The organism is Photorhabdus caribbeanensis (genome assembly GCF_018448885.1).
GTDB lineage: Bacteria > Pseudomonadota > Gammaproteobacteria > Enterobacterales > Enterobacteriaceae > Photorhabdus > Photorhabdus caribbeanensis.
Map to the genome: position 1 here is coordinate 141,568 of NZ_RCWB01000002.1, position 18,129 is coordinate 159,696.

Genomic DNA, 18,129 nt, shown 5'->3' on the forward strand with positions numbered 1-18,129 from the left:
TAAATGTCGATTGCTTTAAATATCGATTAAATTTGTCGTTTTAATTCTCCCTCCATTTAAGGGGGGAGTTAACCCCGAATGAGAATAAGCTCTATGGCCGAACAAAAAACGGCAATGAAAGCACCCAGTAAAAATGGCGATATTATTTTCGGCGCACTGGTTAGGCTAGCTGCGCTGATAACTTTATTTTTGTTAGGAGGCATCATTATCTCGCTGATTATTGCCTCCTGGCCTAGTATTCAGCAGTTTGGCATCTCTTTCCTCTGGCAGAAAGCGTGGGATGCCCCGGCAGAGCAATTTGGCGCCTTAATACCGATTTACGGTACGTTGGTTACTTCGCTGATTGCGTTAATCATCGCAGTGCCGGTCAGTTTTGGGATTGCCCTGTTCCTAACGGAACTGGCGCCTAACTGGCTGAAACGTCCGCTCGGTATCGCCATTGAGTTACTGGCCGCCATCCCCAGTATTGTCTATGGCATGTGGGGGTTATTTGTTTTTGCGCCGCTGTTTGCCGCCTATTTCCAGCAGCCGGTCGGCAATCTCCTCGCCAGTATGCCGATTGTGGGGGAATTGTTCTCCGGCCCTGCCTTTGGTATCGGTATTCTGGCCGCGGGCGTCATTCTCGCTATCATGATTATTCCTTATATCGCCTCGGTTATGCGCGACGTTTTCGAACAAACACCGGTGATGATGAAAGAATCCGCTTATGGCATCGGCTGTACTACCTGGGAAGTGATCTGGCATATCGTGTTGCCTTACACCCGAAATGGAGTGATTGGTGGTGTCATGTTGGGTCTTGGTCGTGCGTTGGGAGAAACGATGGCGGTGACTTTTATCATCGGTAATACCTACCAGCTCGACAGTTTTTCACTGTTTATGCCCGGCAACAGCATCACGTCTGCGTTGGCGAATGAATTCGCGGAAGCGGAGTCTGGTTTGCATACCGCAGCATTGATGGAGCTTGGTCTGATTCTATTTGTGATCACCTTTATTGTGCTGGCGCTATCGAAATTGATGATTATGCGTCTGGCGAAGAATGAGGGGCGTTGATATGGCAACCATAGATAGACAAAAGACCATTGAGGCGGATGTCCGTAGCCGTAAACAGGCATGGCGCCGTCAGAAAAATCGCTTCGCTCTGTTGTTATCAATGGCAACCATGCTATTTGGTCTGTTTTGGTTGGTGTGGATTCTGTTTTCCACCGTCACCAAAGGTTTCGACGGCATGTCATTGGCGCTGTTCACCGAAATGACGCCACCGCCAAATACGGAAGGCGGCGGCTTGGCAAATGCCATTGTCGGCAGTGGATTACTGATCCTGTGGGCGACGGTTATCGGTACGCCTCTGGGGATCATGGCGGGTATCTATTTGGCGGAATATGGTCGCCGTTCATGGCTGGCAGAGGTAATCCGTTTTATAAACGATATTTTGCTGTCAGCCCCTTCTATTGTTGTCGGTTTATTTGTTTACACTGTCATTGTGACGAAAATGCAGCACTTTTCTGGTTGGGCGGGGGTGATTGCTTTGGCATTGTTACAGGTGCCGATTGTGATCAGAACCACGGAAAACATGTTAAAACTGGTGCCTGATAGCCTGCGCGAAGCTGCTTATGCTTTAGGCACGCCGAAGTGGAAGATGATTTCAGCCATTACGCTGAAAGCATCGGTATCCGGCATTATCACCGGTGTATTGCTGGCTATTGCCCGCATTGCCGGAGAGACGGCGCCGTTGCTGTTCACTTCTCTTTCCAATCAGTTCTGGAGTACCGATCTGAGCCAGCCAATTGCTAACTTACCGGTCACTATCTTTAAATTTGCCATGAGTCCATTCTCCGAATGGCAGCAATTGGCGTGGGCCGGCGTATTATTGATAACCCTGTGTGTATTGCTGATTAACATTGTGGCGCGTGTGCTGTTTGCCAGGAAAAAGCACTGACGGATATTTTCAACAGAGAGAAGTAAATGAACATAGTTAATGATATCGCTAGCAGCAAAATTCAGGTCCACAATCTGAACTTTTACTATGGCAAATTTCACGCGCTGAAAAACATAACGTTGAATATTGCAAAGAATAAAGTAACTGCTTTTATCGGCCCGTCGGGTTGCGGTAAGTCTACGCTGTTACGGACGTTCAATAAAATGTATGAACTGTATGGTGAACAGCGGGCGGAAGGTGAAATTTTGCTGGATGGCAATAATATCCTGACCGATAAACAGGATGTGGCGCTGCTACGAGCCAAAGTTGGCATGGTATTCCAGAAACCAACGCCATTTCCGATGTCTATTTACGACAATATCGCGTTTGGGGTCCGTCTGTTTGAAAAACTCTCCAGAGCAGAAATGGACGAACGGGTTCAGTGGGCTTTAACGAAAGCGGCATTATGGAATGAAACCCGGGATAAGCTATATCAGAGCGGATACAGTCTATCTGGCGGGCAACAGCAACGTTTATGTATTGCGCGTGGCATTGCGATCCGCCCAGAAGTTTTACTGTTGGATGAACCTTGCTCAGCCCTCGACCCGATTTCTACTGGTCGTATTGAAGAGTTGATCAGCGAATTGAAATCTGAATATACCGTGGTGATTGTGACTCATAATATGCAACAGGCGGCGCGTTGTTCAGATCACACGGCGTTTATGTACCTTGGTGAATTAATTGAATTCAGTGATACAGACACATTGTTTACCACACCAAAAATGAAACAAACGGAAGACTATATTACCGGTCGCTATGGTTGATTACGGGGCGTAACATGGACAATCTGAATCTCAATAAACATATTTCTGGTCAGTTTAACGCTGAACTGGCCTATATTCGGACTGAACTGATGACAATGGGGGGGCTGGTGGAGGAGCAGCTCTCCAAAGCGATTACCGCAATGCATAATCAGGATGCGGCATTGGCGCGTGAAGTGATTGAGGATGACCATAAGGTCAATATGATGGAAGTGGCTATTGATGAAGCGTGTGTTCGCATTATTGCTAAACGCCAACCAACGGCCAGTGATCTGCGGCTGATTATGTCAATTTCGAAAACTATTGCTGAACTGGAAAGAATTGGTGATGTGGCGAATAAAATTTGCCAGACGGCGCTTGAGAAATTCTCACATCAGCATCAACCCCTGTTGGTTAGTTTGGAATCCCTTGGCCGTCATACCATTCAGATGCTGCATGATGTTTTAGATGCTTTTGCCCGCATGGATCTGGAAGAAGCGATTCGTATCTATCATGAAGATAAAAAGGTGGATAAAGAGTATGAAGGCATTGTCCGTCAGCTTATGACTTATATGATGGAAGATCCTCGAACCATCCCAAGTGTATTGACCGTCCTGCTTTGTGCTCGTTCTATTGAACGCATTGGCGATCGTTGTCAAAACATCTGTGAATTCATTTTCTACTATGTTAAAGGGCAGGATTTCCGGCATGTAGGTGGTGATGAATTGGAGAAACTGTTGACGAAAGATAACGAATAACTCGTTAATCACTTGGTCAATAATCTGAATGCTGGTATTTTTACCGGCATTTTTTTTACCTTATCATTACTGATAGTTATAAATATAGTTATTTATATTATTTCATGCACTATAGTGAAATTGATAGTTTGGATTAATAAAGAATTAATTATTGTCAGGAGAGTTTAATGAAATCTCGCGTTCTTATTACGGCGTTATTGGCCGGGTTAACACTGGTTACTGGTGCTGCAAAGGCGGATAAACTGGATGATATTAAAAAAGCCGGCGCGGTGCGGATCGCTGTTTTCGACAGTAATCCGCCGTTTGGTTTTATTGATCCGCAAACCAAAAAATTGGCGGGTTATGATGTAGATATCGCAAATGCGATTGCCAATGATCTGGGTGTTAAATTAGAGCTGCGTCCGACTAACCCGGCAAACCGCTTACCTTTGTTGGCATCAAAGAAAGTTGACTTGATTGCCGCCAACTTTACCGTCACTAATGAGCGTGCTAAACAGGTTGATTTCTCAATCCCTTACTTTGCTACTGGACAAAAATTTATTGCCCGTAAAGGGGTTTTAAAATCGCCCGAAGACATTAAAAACTTACGTATCGGTGCTGATAAAGGAACAGTACAGGAAATTACACTGCGTGAGCATTATCCGACAGCCAAAGTGATCTCTTATGACGACACGCCTCTGGCATTTGCTGCGCTACGTAATGGCAATGTGCAAGCCATCACGCAGGATGATGCCAAGTTAGTTGGCCTACTGGCTAATGTACCGGAAGCCCAAAAAGCTGAATTTGAGATCTCTCCTTTTAGCATCACCCGTGAATATCAGGCAGTGGCTGCGGCGAAAGGACAAGAGCGCTTGGTTGAGGCGGTGAATCAAACTTTGCTGAAACTGGAAAAAGAGGGTGAAGCAGCGGAAATTTATAACCGTTGGTTTGGCCCGGAAACCAAATCCGCCCAACCGCGAGGCGACTTTAAATTTGCGCCTTTGGAGCAGCAAACAGAGTCCTAATAAGTGATAAACCCTTGGTAACTAGCCTCGCCTGTTGTGGCGGGGCTTTGTCATTGGTAATACCTGGTAATTGTAAGATATGTTTGAGTTATTTGTTACAGAACAGTTGCTTGCTCCCCAATATTTGGGGTGGCTTTGGCAAGGTTTCCTGATTACGTTGTGGATATCTGCTTGTACCGTTGTCGCTTCCACCTTGTTGGGGTTTGTATTGGCGGCAGCCCGTGACAGCCAATTGAAAATTCTCCGTTGGCCTGTGACTGCTTACACCACGCTATTTCGCAATACGCCTTTGCTGGTGCAACTGTTTTTCTGGTATTTCGCCTCAGGGCAAATACTGCCGCAAGAGGTGATGCTTTGGCTGAATACACCTCATGAAATCAATCTATTAGGTCTTCCATTGGCCTGGCCTTCATTCGAATTCCTGGCTGGATTTATTGGTTTAACCCTCTATTCTGCGCCATTCGTGGCGGAAGAGCTGCGTGCTGGTATCCAGGGGGTAAGGCGTGGGCAAAAACATGCAGCTCATGCACTGGGGCTTACTGGCTGGCAGGCCATGCGTTATGTAGTATTGCCACAAGCGTTGAAGATCGCAACGCCGCCATTGCTAGGACAATATATGAATATTGTGAAAAACTCGTCACTGACAATGGCCATTGGCGTGGCTGAGTTGTCATATGCTTCCCGTCAAGTAGAAACCGAAACATTAAAAACGTTTGAAGCATTTGGTGTTGCAACGGTGCTATATATCGCCATCATTGCCGTTATGGAAGGTTGGGGGCAATGGCGTCAACAACAAGCTATAACGAGAGGACATTAAAATGGATTTTTCAGTCATTGTAGAAAACTGGCGCTATCTACTGTTAGGTACGTATCCTGATGGTCCTCTTGAAGGGGCGGCGTTGACATTGATGATTAGCCTGATAGCCGGGGCGATTTCTATTGTATTGGGTACGGTTGCTGGTATTGCTTTGGCAATGTTGAAAGGCTTTTGGGTTAATTTGTTAGCGGCGGTATTGGGCTTTTTCCGTGCCATTCCCGTCATTATGCTGATTTTCTGGACTTACTTCCTGTTGCCTGTGATGCTTGGTGTGGAAATTCCAGAAATTACCACCGTGGTTTGCGCTCTGGCGCTGATCACATCGGCTTACTTGGCTCATGGGGTGAAAGCGGGGATTCTTGCGATTGGCGCCGGTCAGTGGCAAGCAGGGTTATCATTAGGTTTTAACCGTTGGCAGGTACTTTGGTACATTGTTTTGCCACAAGCGTTGCGCATGATGGTACCTTCCTTTATTAATCAGTGGATTGCGCTGATAAAAGATACCTCTCTGGCTTATATCGTTGGCGTGGCGGAGCTATCATTTCTGGCGACTCAGGTTAATAACCGCAGCATGGTTTACCCGACAGAAGTCTTTTTATTTGTCGCGTTAATTTATTTCGTGATGTGTTTGGCGCTGGAATTGACAGCAAACTATCTTGTTCGCCGCTTCACACTACAGCGTAGGAAAATATCTCTTTTCAGTTTCTGGCGGAAAGAAAAATTAGTGTTGGCTCCACAATGCTAGTTTTTCTTTTTACTTAATTATCTATATTTAAAGCATAATCTCCCTATTTTAACGATAGGGAGATTGTTAATGTTAATTTAAATCAATAACTTTATGAGAATAAGGAAATAATAGAATAAATAATCTTTTTAGATAATATGGTGGTAATTAGCCTTTAAAATAAGTAAAATATTACAATAACTCTATTCTGCTATATTTATATTCTCTGTCTTCTGTCTTCTGTCTTCTGTCTTCTGTCTTCTGTCTTCTGTCTTCTGTCTTCTGTCTTCTGTCTTCTGTCTTCTGTCTTCTGTCTTCTGTCTTCTGTCTTCTGTCTTCTGTTTGTTATACGATAGGTCGAAAATTTCGCAATTTTTTTGGAACAGATAACTCATGAATATATCGATTCCCGGTACTGAAAACACTCAGGGCTTGCTTGAACGTGTGTTTAATTAATCGACTGGCTGATAGATGGGCTATAAATTCCCCGTGTTAGCGTACTGCTAACACGGGGAGATAATCATTTCATTAACAAGATATCACGCAAATCTATTTGCATACTCTTAAATCTTACAAATATTCTTTAGGTATATTTGATATCTGCTCCTCTAGCGACCAATTTTTTGGCTTGGATTTTTCGGAGTTCCATTTTGCGCCTTTATCCAACCATTTGGATCTATAATTCTTTAATGCTGTTAAAGTGGCGTCTTCATAGCCAAACTCCACCCCACAACAATCACAGATATCAAATGTTGGTGAGTTACCATCTTCACCCCACGGAGGATCTAACTGTTCTGCACCACACACACGGCATACATATAATCTATTATTTTTGTGCATTGAAGTAATCCAAATTTGTTTCATATCCATGACCTACTGGATTTGGTTTAAACATTGTTTTCGGGACACCATCCACATTTTTTACTGCAAAAATATTTGTTTTTGGATTGTAATACAAGGTATCACCATTAGCTCGGGTTTTGATTAAAGTTCCTTTTGGAGGATTTTTAATAAAATTATGGGTGGCTTCGACATATTGTTTTGAATTCTGATATTCAGGGAATTCACTTTTATGTTTATCCCAATGGCCGTAAGCATTTGCTACAGGCTCTTTTTTCTTCGTTTCTGTCCATATCTGAGTTTCTTTCGTTTTGCTTGAGCCTATTGTGTTGCCAACATGACGACTCTTCCCAACAATCGAAGCAACCGAAGCTTTGCTGCCGATAGCACCACCAATACCGACAGATTCTACGGCCTCTTTGGCTATTAGTGCACCTTTTTCCCAGGCTGGCAGCGAGTTATACAACAGCCCTAAATCGTTCTGGTTTTCTGTCGTCACAAACTGACTGATACGATGGGAATCTTCTTCTGATAGGCCAAACATCCATCTCAGGCCACTAATAGCATCTGCTGTTTTTATCCCGCCGTCCATTTCAGCCTGATAGGTCAGTGTGCATAACCCACCGTTCCCGGCACAGTGAGACAACATTTCTGCCCGTTGTGTAGCGCTCAGTTTGTTGTATTTGTTCCAGATTGCTTCGGTAGGCGTTCCTTGCTTATTGGCTTCCTGGAGTTCTCTGACCAGATTGTAGACATTCATGGAGTTCAGGTGGTTAAAGAGAATAACAATTTCCCCGGCATTGGCCCCACTGTTAGCCCCTTTGGCGCTGTTGGTCGCAATGGCGCCTGCGACGCTGCCGATGATTTTGCCGCCCGCCTGAATTTTCATTGGATCATTGAATGTTTTATCCAATGTGATCGCTGCCAATTCTGCCGCTAATGCGCCCGCCGCTGCCCCTTTGGCATCACCGCCGCCAATTTCCGCAGCAAGGGCAGAAACCGCCGCATGACTGATAGCTTTTCCGGGTAAACCTAACACCTGACCGTTTTTTCCAATCAATCCGGCACCTTCGGCATTAATCTGGCTGCCAATATTGGCAAGTAATGCGGTGGTAAAATTGTCCTTAAAACTACCGCCATTGATGGCTGTACCAAGGCTGGAACTGATAATGGATTGACCCGCTACCCGTTGAGCCACTTTGCTCCAGTCGCCGTTGCTCAGTTTAGGCAATGTCGCTTTTGCCGGGTCAATTTGAGCGCCATTGGCGGCTTTATCCCATCCCATGACGTTATCAAAACCCGCCAGTGCGCCACCAATCGCCATTGATGTGACAGTTGATTTAACCGTATCGCTGCTTCCCAGAACTTTTAAGGTCTTGGATAAGTCACCTTGATTATCCACCAACGCTACTGCTGCCTGAGAAGCGAGTGCAGCCATGCCGGAAGCCGTCGCGCTGTAAGCCACTGAACTCATGGCGGCGGCAGTGCTGGCAGTAGCGCCCGCTGCCGTCGCGGCTGAACCCGCTGTACTTGCGGCTGATCCGGCAACCGAAACCGTTAATCCGGCCCCCGCTGTCGCAGCGGCGACTGCAATCGCGATAACCGCAGAGACCACCGGATTCAGGTGCTGGCTTTTATAATCCCAACTGTCATAAGCATCTTTGACTAAATTCCATTGAACGTCTTTACGTTCATTTAATCCTTTTAGCCAGGCCGTTTCCGGCGTATTGCCGAATACTGATACCGCATTCTGTAACGATTGACCATTTTTGACTTTGATATCCGCACTAACCCCTTTGGCCGCCTCCACGGTGAATTTTCCGCCGATATGAATAGCAGGAAGAACCCATTTATTTTCGGTATAGCCTTTATTCGTCTGCTTGATATAAAAGCCTTTGGAATGGGTAATCGTCTGCTCAAAGGTACTGTTTTTGACCGCTTTAAAATTGACTTTACCGTGAGTACTGGTCAGTTTGGCATTTTTATTGGTGGCGATTTTACTGGCTTCATAGGTGCTGTCATCCCGGCTTAACAGATTGATATCACCGCCAGCAGTAAATTCAGTGACTTTGTTCGTGACATCATGACGGGTGCGTGTGGTGGTTTTCTTTTTGCCATACCACCTACGTTTGGTTTCTGTTTTTTCATAGTGGTTGGATTCTTCCATCGCTTGAGCGTACAGATAACCGCCTTTCGCGGCGACATCCATTGCACCTTTAGCCGCTAGTTTAGTGGCCTGGAATAGAATGCTGCCGTTTGAAAGAACCGTCAGTATGCCGCCGCTGGTCAGTTCAGTGCCATTCTGAGTCACTGATTCGGTGGATTCACTGCCGTTTTCCCGATAAGTGTGATTTTGCACTGATTGGAAGCGCATATTGCCACCGGAGGAAAGTATGACGTCACCACCAGAAGTCAATTTAGAACCTGCTGTGGTGATAGCGCCATTTGCCGCGATTGTCAGTTTCTTATCACCCCGGATTTGAGCCGTAATGTGTCGGTCATCTTTGTTATTATAATCTGCTTTGTTAATTGCAGAATAAGCAAGGGAAGGTAATGTAATATTGCTTCCAGCGGATAATAATGTGTTTCCTTTGGCATTAATTTGAGCTGCTTTACCATTGATATCCGAGCCACTGATAATACTGATATTATTTCCTGCGGTTAGTCGGCTACTTAATTCGGCTGAACGGGATGACGGAAATAATTCACTCAATGAAGATGATAGTTCGAGAAAATTTAGTCCAATATTTTTTGCAGAAGTCAGGTGGATATTTTTTCCTGCTGAGATATTAACGCCATTAATAGATAGATTTCCTCCGGAGTTCACGATAACAGAATTTTTTGCATCTAGTTTACCTGTTTTAGGTAGCAGTTGATTAAAAAAAGCTTGTTTTTGGTCATGGGAAATAAAATCGCCCATTCGTTTATATGTCAATAATGTGCTGTTATTATCAATAGTTATATTATTGCCTGCAACTAAAGAGATATTCTGGTTTTTACTTAAAAACATATTGCGAAGGAGAATATCTTTACCTGCATTTAGGGACAAATCTCCAGCAGATTCCAGACTACTTACCTTACGTGTACCGTCGGGATTAAAATATCCAAGGGTTTCGCTACTTTTGAAATTCAGATCAGCATTACGACTGATGATGGTAATATTGTTACCTTTAATTTGCCCTTGAATTGCATTGATGTCATTAACAGACACCATAGATAAATCGCCACCAGCTAAAAGCGAACCATCTTTGATGTTAATATTATCATTTGCAAGAAGATTTATCTTGTTAGCAGCTTTGAGATTGTTATCCGTAACATTTATTTGTTTTGCATTTAATAAAATATTTTTAGCAGCTAATGCTTCTGGACGTGGACTACTCTCAATTTCTGAGGTTTTCTTGGCATCATAAAGCGGTATGGTGTTAATATCAATACTATCTTTAAAATCAGAAACTAAATCTTCTCCTGCTATAATATTGGCAATGTTATAATTGGTGTTTTTCCATCTATTAGCTGTCGCTGTCTTTTTAAATTTAGCCTTGGAGTCATCAATGTCATCATATGATTCAGATTCAAACATATCATATACAACTTCTTCTCCTAATGGAAATTCAACCGCAATCTCCTGAAGAGTTAATAGGCGACCGTTATCAGTGATTTTTTCGGGATCAAAATCAGCTGATAACTTAATAAAATCTTTTATACCACCGAGCGAACCTGAAATGTTTTGTAAAACAGTACCAGTAAGAAAAATACTCTTTGATGCTTTTATTAAGCTTGTTTTATTTAATAATCTGTCTGTATTAGAAAATAAATTCTTACCAGAAGAAATAACAGATTGTGCTGCTGCTTTCTTTAATATTAACTCTTTTCTACCAACATTCACCCAATCATTTTTATTAATGTCGATATAATCGAACCATTTGTTTAATTCATGTTTATTAACTTTAGGCTTATATGCTTTTATTTGTCCTCCAGGTAATGCCTCGAACCCTAAATACTCGATTTTATTTGAATATGGAGTTTCTATTTTCCATTCAGTAATGAATTCATCTCGTATATTATTCAGCTCCTTTGTCCTAATAACCAAATCCCCATTCACGGTTTTTATCGTCGCAGATCTATTCTCGACTAACCGACCTTTATTCCCCTGAGCATCTTTCTGTATCCACATATTATTATTGGCTTGCAGAAAGGCTTTATTGCCGCTATTGCGCACGGTGTCGCCAAATATCCGCATATCCCGGCCAGTAGTCACATTACCTTTATTATCTAACATGGTATTTGCCAGAGTAATATCTCGTCCTGCTTGCACGTTAATATTTGGCGCAATATGGGTTTCTTTGCCAATAATATTAAGGTCCGTTTTAGCCTTAATATTTCCCAGTTCAATTTTTCCATTGGCGTTTAAAGTAATATCACGCTGGTTACTGGTTAACTCTTTTAAATTCACGCCAACGCCATCTTCAGTGGCAACCAGTCGGATTTTATTGGCATACATCCCGCCTAACGCTTTGGTGTCAATGGCTAATTGTGGTTTAGTTCCTTCGCCAGCGATAGGTTTAACTGTGCCATCTTTTAAGCTGATTCGGTTAGCGCCCTGCGTCAGCGACAGGTTATTGGCCTGAATTTTTCCATTTAATTCCGTTGCCCGGCTGATAATATCGACATAATCCGTCGCCTTGCCATCTAACCCTTTTCCGCCAATGGTAATTTGGCCTTTTGTTACTTTCAGGGCTTCAAGTGCACCTTGTTTATCAAATTGGGGTTTACCCGTGGTCAGCGTTGCGCTCGAAGTATTGATAAAACCACAGCCATCACAAGTAATGCCGTTGGGGTTAGCAATCATCACATTGGCTTTATTGCCGAAAATCTCCAATTGGCCTTGCAGATGAGATCGTCCGCTGCCGGTCACTTCATTAATAATCAGTTCCGCCGCTTTTCCGTGCAGATTAGGGTTAGCGTTAAGTTGCCCCGCCAGTTGTGATTTAGCCGCTTGCGTGGCGTTATTGAGTACGGCGCCTTGAGTGGCGATATTGAACTCTTTATAGGTGTTGTGGGATATTCCCGCATTATTCGGCGTGGCAATATTGACAACCGGGACATTGCCCTGATTTTGTACCTGAGTATGGTTATTATCCGGTGTTATTCCTGCGGCAATCGCCGGGTGTAGCGGCTGGATTGCCGTCAGGTAAATTAAAAGATAACTCGTGCCTTTCGCCACAGAGTTGTTGCGTTTACTCATCGCATTTTCCCTTTTTCTTAATTTAAGTGTTACAAAGTGAGTGATATTGACCAATAAGTGACCCAGTGATCCGGTTTTAGGTGATCAGGGTGAATGAGGGGCTTCCCAATAGTGATGGTCTGGTTAAATCCAGGGTGAGTCAGTGATAAGCCCAGAGCCGCGCCGGTGACATTACCGCCCTCGATTTGTCCGGTTTTTTTCTGTAGCCAGCCAGTATCCAGCGCTGCGGTTAAAGCGAGTTCGCCCAAGATAGGCAGTTCTGATACCCTCCAGTTCAGCTCGTTGCGCCAATATCCGCCTCGGTTGCCGGTGAGATATTGTTCTTTAAATCCCCGAACGGAATATTGTCCCCCTAGCGAGAGACGTTCGCTGGCGTAAAGGTTGTCTGGCGTGGTCTGGCCGTAAATCGATGAGAGGTAATAAACGGAGTCTGTAACAGGCATGAAATAGCTGGCGCTCAGACTGAATTTGCGAAATTGACTACGTGGCGCATCTGAGAAACGCGGATCATCTTTGGTGGCGCCAAATGTTTGCAAACCGTGGCTTACCGCTGGGTTGAAAGTGACATAGCTACCTGCCAGCACGGTACTGTAATTAATGCCAAGGTTGATGGTGTTCAGTGTCGGGCTGCTGATGGATAATGTTTCTTCTGCCAGTAAATTGGTGGTCCGACGACGTGTCAGCCCCATATCCAATGCCAGCTTCTGTTCTCCATCACGATATAACGTCCGGTTTACTGCCAGCCGGTGAGTCTGGCTGTCACCTGTGTAGCGATAGGTTTGTGAACCCGTCGGGATATTTTGAAAAGAATCATTCCATGCATATTGATAACTGAATAACCAGTAACCATAAGGAACCGTCACATTGGTGGAGAGGCTGCGGCTTTGATGGCTATTGCGGAAGTCACTGTTGCGGCTGGCGGATAATGACCACTGGTCCGCAAGGTGTAATGGATTATCCAGGTTTACGCTGGTATTGATTTGCTCGGTACCGGTACTTTTTTGACCACTGTTATCCGCACCCAAACTGGCACTAATGGGTAAGCGAATCGCTGTTCGCTTTAGGATAACCGTGGAATAACCCGGTTGTTTGCCCGGCTGAATATCAATGGTCACTTGTTGAGAAGGCAGGCGGTTTAAACGTTCCATACCTTGTTCAATATCTCGCAGGTTAAGCGTTTTACCCACTATGCTCGGAAACGCCATTTTCAACGAGAGAGGGATTTCACCGTCCAGACTGACTGATTCAACTTTGCCTTCATTGACCGTAATAATGAGAATACCAGAGGATAAATCCTGTGCGCTGAGTCCAGCCCGGGAAGTGACATAACCCCGTTCAATATAGGCATTAGTGGTTTTTCGTACCAATGCATTAATGTCCTGCAAAGATAAGCAGTGGGATAAATAAGGGCGTGTTAAGTGCTGTTTGACTGATTGAGGCAGGCTTTTTGCACCGTCAAATTCAATCCGCTGAATGGTGTGGCAGAGAGATTCTGTTGTACTCGGCGCCACATCGGGTGATGGAGATAAGGTGATGTTGTTGCGCAGCGTTTCCCGTTGCTGTTGGGCTTGCTGCAATAATGCTTTTTGTTGTTGCGTGATCGTTTCTTGAGCCGCAGGGCTGATCGGTGTTGAAGCATAGATCAGTTTAGAAATTGCCAGCAGCATAAGCCCTGTCAGGCTTCGGTGATAAAGAAAACGGCTTCCCATAGATAATATTGATAGTTTAATAATAACATTATTAAACTATTCTAATGTGGTATTATTTTCTTGTCTGGAAGGAATGGTATAAAGTGTGATTGAGATCGGTTATTTAATCCTGCTAATGGGGAATCTGATATATTAAATTCCGTAAAGTGGTGATAGGAATGGATATATCATTTCCTTACTCCAACCCAAATGCTTTTAACTTCCGTGCAATAGCTAACCTAGCAATCGTGCAGCATCTGCGCGAGCATTATCCTATAGCTGCGCTACGTAACGGCAATGTGCAAGTCATCACGCAGGATGATGCTAAGTTAGTCGGTCTATTGGCTAATAGCGTATGAAATGTTGAAAGCCTATTAATCAGGCTTTCAACTTGTAGAGAAAGTTACTGATATTTCTCCGGTGAGACAAAACCTACACAAACCAATATTGGCTTAGTTTCAGGTTCAGGCTGGAAAAGAAACTCCTCGGTGCTACTTATTGTTAATTTTGGCCAGTATTGCAAAACACTGTGAAAATCTTCCTGTTCACAAGTTTTACCCTTTTTGCCTATTAGAATAGCGCCGTCACGTGCGATATCGCTGGCTTTAACATGGCGGTTGTAGATATTGGGTGCTTGTTCTTCCAGCGTCCAGGGTTGGATCGTTTCTGGTTGACTTGGGGCGTAGACAGTCAGCCACTGATGTAAGTATTCACCTCCGACATAATGGAGCGGAGTTGGATAGAGTTGATGCCAGTGTTGTTCCAGTTGCCGGGAAAAGTCTTTGATGCCTTCGAATTTATGGCCCGCACCGCGAATATTGGTTGCCATAATCAACACATATCCCATCGCAATCAATATTGCGACGACAATCAGCCCTCTCAGGGTATTGCGTAATGACTTTTGTGGAAAACGGGTAATAGAACCAACCAACAGCGCTGATGAAACAGACATAAAGGGGTGCAGCCATTCTGTCATTCTTCCGCCTTTATTGAATGAGAACCAGCAGTAGATAATCAGTAATGGCAATAGAATAACTATGTTTACCAGCCGGTTCGGTTGCTCCTTCGGCCAGCTAATACGGCCGCCAAGCTGATAGATAATAATGCCAACGATAATCAGTGGATAAAACACTGATAATAATGATCGGGTGGTATGTAGATTAAACCCGCTATCTATTTGTGAATCTACCCATTTGAAGGCGGCAAAATCATTGTGCCATAACCACCAGAAGTTGGGCAGGACCAGCATAAACCAGATAACCAAGGCGATATAGAGGGCGGGTTGGCGGTAACATTGGCGAACTTTAGGCACAAATAAAGTCAACAGAAAAACCGAGCCAACCAGTGCCAATGTGGAATATTTTCCCATTGTTGCCAGCCCGGAACTGAGGGCAAATGCCAGCCACCAACGCGGATTGTCATACACGGCTCGCAGAAAGAACAACATAATCCACGGCCAGAGCATAATTAGCAGATAATTATCATTATATGGGATGATATCGAAGTTAATAATACCAGACAGATTCAATGTCAGCATGGCAAGCCATGCCAGCTCTTTTTTCCCTGTCAGCCTAAATGCCAGATGCCATACACCAAGCATACCAATCGCGATGGCAACAAAGTGAATGAAATACCAGTAAAAACTCAATGAAACACCGCTTATATGGATAGCAGGCAACATCATTACACCGACTAACCACGGATTTTTAGGTGAACCCCATTCGCCGTTTTTCCCCCAGTTTAATGCTTCGACAGCATCATAAGGCACGGTTGGGTCGAATGAATAACTCACTATCATCCATAACAAAGCATAACTAACTACCCACAAGTAAACGGATTTATAGCAAGAAGTATCAAAAATAGGCATATCGATTGATCATTTATTGAAGGTTAAGATTAATAGAATATTCGTTGGTGGTTAAACCATGCATGAATGATAAGAGATTTTGGCTATATTTTTTTAAAGATAAAGAGTTATTCGCGACGCTTTTCTATACGTGCGGTTTCTGCTAGATTCCGGCGCAGCAATACCCTGATAAACCAAACCGAGTAACCGGCTATGAACCCGTTAAAGAAAAAAGCACCAACCAAAGCATCTGCTGGTAAGCAGAAAAGAAAAAGTCGCGAAGAATTAAATGCAGAAGGGCGTGCACGTAAGCGTGAGAAAAAGCATCGTGGCAATCCGCCCGGCAACCGTAATCAAGAGCAGAGCAGTGATAAACATCAGTCGGGCAAACAGCAACGTGATCCACGCCTTGGCAGTAAAGTCCCTGTTCCGTTGATCGTCGGAGAACAACCGACAAAACCTGTCGTTGCTAATAAAGTTGAGACAAAACCACGTCTGTCGCCACAAGAAGAGTTAGCCATGTTGGAAAACGACGATCGTCTGGATGCATTGCTGGAACGTCTGGAAAATGGCGAAAGTCTGTCTAAAGAAGAGCATGACTATGTTGATACTACGCTAGATCGGATTGATGCTCTGATGGAAGAGTTGGGAATTCAACTGGATGAGGAAGAGAGCGAAGAAGGGCAGCGGGACGACATTATGCAACTGCTGAAAGGTAAATAATTTAATCTCCCATGATCAAAGGCGGATTAACCTTAATAACCATACTGATAGTATGTTATTTGCTATGGTTATTGGGTAAACTATGGCGATTATCGCGGCGTAAAACCCGGCTGCGCAGAGTTACAACGGCGCAACATATTAACCATATGAAAGCGTTACGTTTTGGTGGGCAAAAACATCGGAAGGAATAAGCATGTCTGAGCAAACCATCGTTTGGGATCTGCCTTTGATCCAAAAATACAATTATTCCGGTCCCCGTTATACTTCGTATCCGACGGCATTGGAATTCAATCAACAGTATGATAATGCAGCATTTATCCAGGCTGCTGCCCGTTACCCTGAACGACCGCTTTCTCTCTACCTCCATATTCCGTTTTGCCATAAGCTCTGTTATTTCTGTGGTTGTAATAAATTGGTCACTCGTCAAAAGCATAAGGCGGATGAATATTTGCAATGGCTTGAACGGGAAATTCGTGGCCGGGCAAAGTTGTTTTCTGGTCGTAAAGTGAGTCAGATGCATTGGGGCGGTGGTACGCCAACTTATCTTAATAAAAACCAAATCAGTAAATTGATGGGCTTGTTGCGTCACCATTTTAATTTTCTGCCAGATGCTGAAATTTCTATTGAAATTGACCCACGTGAAATTGAACTGGATATGATTGATCACCTGCGTAGTGAAGGTTTTAACCGTCTGAGCATGGGCGTGCAGGATTTCAATAAAGAAGTACAGCATTTGGTGAACCGTGAACAGGATGAAGAGTTTATCTTTGCTTTGGTAGCTCGCGCCCGCGAAACGGGTTTTAATTCCACCAGTATTGATCTGATCTATGGCCTACCGAAACAAACGCCAGAAAGTTTTGCTTTCACTCTAGAGCGAGTATTAACGTTATCACCGGATAGAATGAGTATTTTTAATTATGCTCATTTGCCGAACTTATTTGCTGCTCAACGTAAAATTAAGGAACATGATTTACCGAGTGCCGAACAAAAGCTGGATATATTGCAAGAAACAATCGCAATGCTGACAAGTAATGGCTATCAGTTTATCGGCATGGACCATTTTGCTCGCCCGGATGACGAACTAGCGGTAGCTCAGCGGGAAGGGAAATTACATCGCAATTTTCAGGGTTATACCACTCAGGAAGAGTGTGACCTGCTAGGCTTGGGAGTTTCTGCTATCAGTATGTTGGGCGATAGCTATTCTCAAAATCAAAAAGAGTTAAAAACCTATTATGCGGAATTAGAAAAACAGGAGCATGCTTTATGGCGTGGTTTAACGCTGTCCCAAGATGATTGTATTCGTCGTGATGTTATTAAAGCGCTAATCTGTAATTTTCGTCTAAATTTTATCGATATTGAGCAGCAATATGAGCTGAGTTTTACCCGCTATTTCGCCGAAGATTTGCAATTATTAACGCCACTGGTTGACGATGGACTGGTTGAAGTGAATGAGAAACAGATCTGGGTAACGCCGCGAGGTCGGTTACTGATTCGTAATATTTGTATGTGTTTTGATATTTATTTGCGCCAACAGGTTCGCCAGCATCAGTTTTCAAGGGTGATTTGATTGTTCAGAGTATGGTTTTTAAATAAAAAGGTTTTAACCTCGTTAAAGTCTTTTTATTTTACATTTGAATATCCGGTTTTACGGTTTTCATTTAACCTCATTTACCTAATATCTGTTTAAATAAAATGGTAATTACACGATTTAAATTACAGTCTTAAAGAAAAAAACGTTATTTTCAACGAGGTTTGTCAGCGGTCCGAGC

Annotated in this window: 14 protein-coding genes and 1 pseudogene; 10 read left to right on the top strand and 5 right to left on the bottom strand. The window is 43.8% G+C overall.

The window, feature by feature from the left end:
- The first annotated feature begins 93 nt into the window (after positions 1-93).
- The 7 genes from pstC to EAE90_RS02615 all read left to right on the top strand — a co-directional run bounded on the left by pstC (position 94) and on the right by EAE90_RS02615 (position 6,039).
- Positions 94-1,050 (top strand): phosphate ABC transporter permease PstC, encoded by a 957-nt coding sequence (gene pstC / locus EAE90_RS02585; protein WP_214052152.1) that lies wholly within the window; start codon positions 94-96, stop codon positions 1,048-1,050.
- Position 1,051: 1 nt separating this feature from the next.
- Positions 1,052-1,936 (top strand): phosphate ABC transporter permease PstA, encoded by an 885-nt coding sequence (pstA, locus tag EAE90_RS02590; protein ID WP_214052153.1) that lies wholly within the window; start codon positions 1,052-1,054, stop codon positions 1,934-1,936.
- 26 nt (positions 1,937-1,962) lie between these two features.
- Entirely contained in the window at positions 1,963-2,739 is a 777-nt protein-coding gene (gene pstB / locus EAE90_RS02595) for a phosphate ABC transporter ATP-binding protein PstB (protein ID WP_214052154.1), read from the top strand.
- 14 nt (positions 2,740-2,753) lie between these two features.
- Positions 2,754-3,473 carry a phosphate signaling complex protein PhoU gene (gene phoU, locus EAE90_RS02600; protein WP_214052155.1) on the top strand — a complete coding sequence of 240 codons (720 nt, stop codon included), beginning with the start codon at positions 2,754-2,756 and terminating at the stop codon, positions 3,471-3,473.
- Between the two features lie 167 nt (positions 3,474-3,640).
- Positions 3,641-4,477 carry an ABC transporter substrate-binding protein gene (locus tag EAE90_RS02605; RefSeq protein WP_049583984.1) on the top strand — a complete coding sequence of 279 codons (837 nt, stop codon included), beginning with the start codon at positions 3,641-3,643 and terminating at the stop codon, positions 4,475-4,477.
- Positions 4,478-4,556: 79 nt separating this feature from the next.
- On the top strand, positions 4,557-5,294 hold the full coding sequence (locus EAE90_RS02610) for an amino acid ABC transporter permease (protein WP_214052156.1): 738 nt from the start codon (positions 4,557-4,559) through the stop codon (positions 5,292-5,294).
- Between the two features lies 1 nt (position 5,295).
- Positions 5,296-6,039: an amino acid ABC transporter permease gene (locus EAE90_RS02615; RefSeq protein WP_214052157.1), complete on the top strand. Its 744-nt coding sequence runs from the start codon at positions 5,296-5,298 to the stop codon at positions 6,037-6,039.
- Between the two features lie 182 nt (positions 6,040-6,221).
- Here the strand turns inward: EAE90_RS02615 and EAE90_RS24600 are convergent, their stop codons facing one another.
- The 4 genes from EAE90_RS24600 to EAE90_RS02635 form a co-directional block, all read right to left on the bottom strand.
- Entirely contained in the window at positions 6,222-6,413 is a 192-nt protein-coding gene (locus EAE90_RS24600) for a hypothetical protein (RefSeq protein WP_214052158.1), read from the bottom strand.
- Positions 6,414-6,588: 175 nt separating this feature from the next.
- Complete coding sequence (locus EAE90_RS02625; RefSeq protein WP_246550254.1) at positions 6,589-6,882, bottom strand: hypothetical protein; 294 nt, start codon at positions 6,880-6,882, stop codon at positions 6,589-6,591.
- Entirely contained in the window at positions 6,845-12,103 is a 5,259-nt protein-coding gene (locus EAE90_RS02630) for a DUF637 domain-containing protein (RefSeq protein ID WP_214052159.1), read from the bottom strand. Before EAE90_RS02630 ends, EAE90_RS02625 begins: the two co-directional genes overlap by 38 nt.
- Positions 12,104-12,132: 29 nt before the next feature.
- On the bottom strand, positions 12,133-13,812 hold the full coding sequence (locus EAE90_RS02635) for a ShlB/FhaC/HecB family hemolysin secretion/activation protein (protein ID WP_214052160.1): 1,680 nt from the start codon (positions 13,810-13,812) through the stop codon (positions 12,133-12,135).
- 236 nt (positions 13,813-14,048) lie between these two features.
- On the opposite strand from EAE90_RS02635, the pseudogene EAE90_RS24605 reads away from it, so the two are divergent.
- A pseudogene (locus EAE90_RS24605) lies at positions 14,049-14,141 on the top strand (amino acid ABC transporter substrate-binding protein); the annotation flags it as partial.
- Between the two features lie 53 nt (positions 14,142-14,194).
- On the opposite strand, the gene EAE90_RS02645 reads toward EAE90_RS24605, so the two are convergent.
- Positions 14,195-15,658, bottom strand: a complete 1,464-nt coding sequence (locus tag EAE90_RS02645; RefSeq protein WP_214052161.1) for an ArnT family glycosyltransferase — start codon at positions 15,656-15,658, stop codon at positions 14,195-14,197.
- 192 nt (positions 15,659-15,850) lie between these two features.
- On the opposite strand from EAE90_RS02645, the gene yihI reads away from it, so the two are divergent.
- Both yihI and hemN read left to right on the top strand, forming a co-directional pair.
- Entirely contained in the window at positions 15,851-16,360 is a 510-nt protein-coding gene (gene yihI / locus EAE90_RS02650; protein WP_214052162.1) for a Der GTPase-activating protein YihI, read from the top strand.
- A gap of 193 nt (positions 16,361-16,553) precedes the next feature.
- Complete coding sequence (hemN, locus tag EAE90_RS02655) at positions 16,554-17,927, top strand: oxygen-independent coproporphyrinogen III oxidase (RefSeq protein WP_214052163.1); 1,374 nt, start codon at positions 16,554-16,556, stop codon at positions 17,925-17,927.
- The last annotated feature ends 202 nt before the right edge of the window (positions 17,928-18,129 follow it).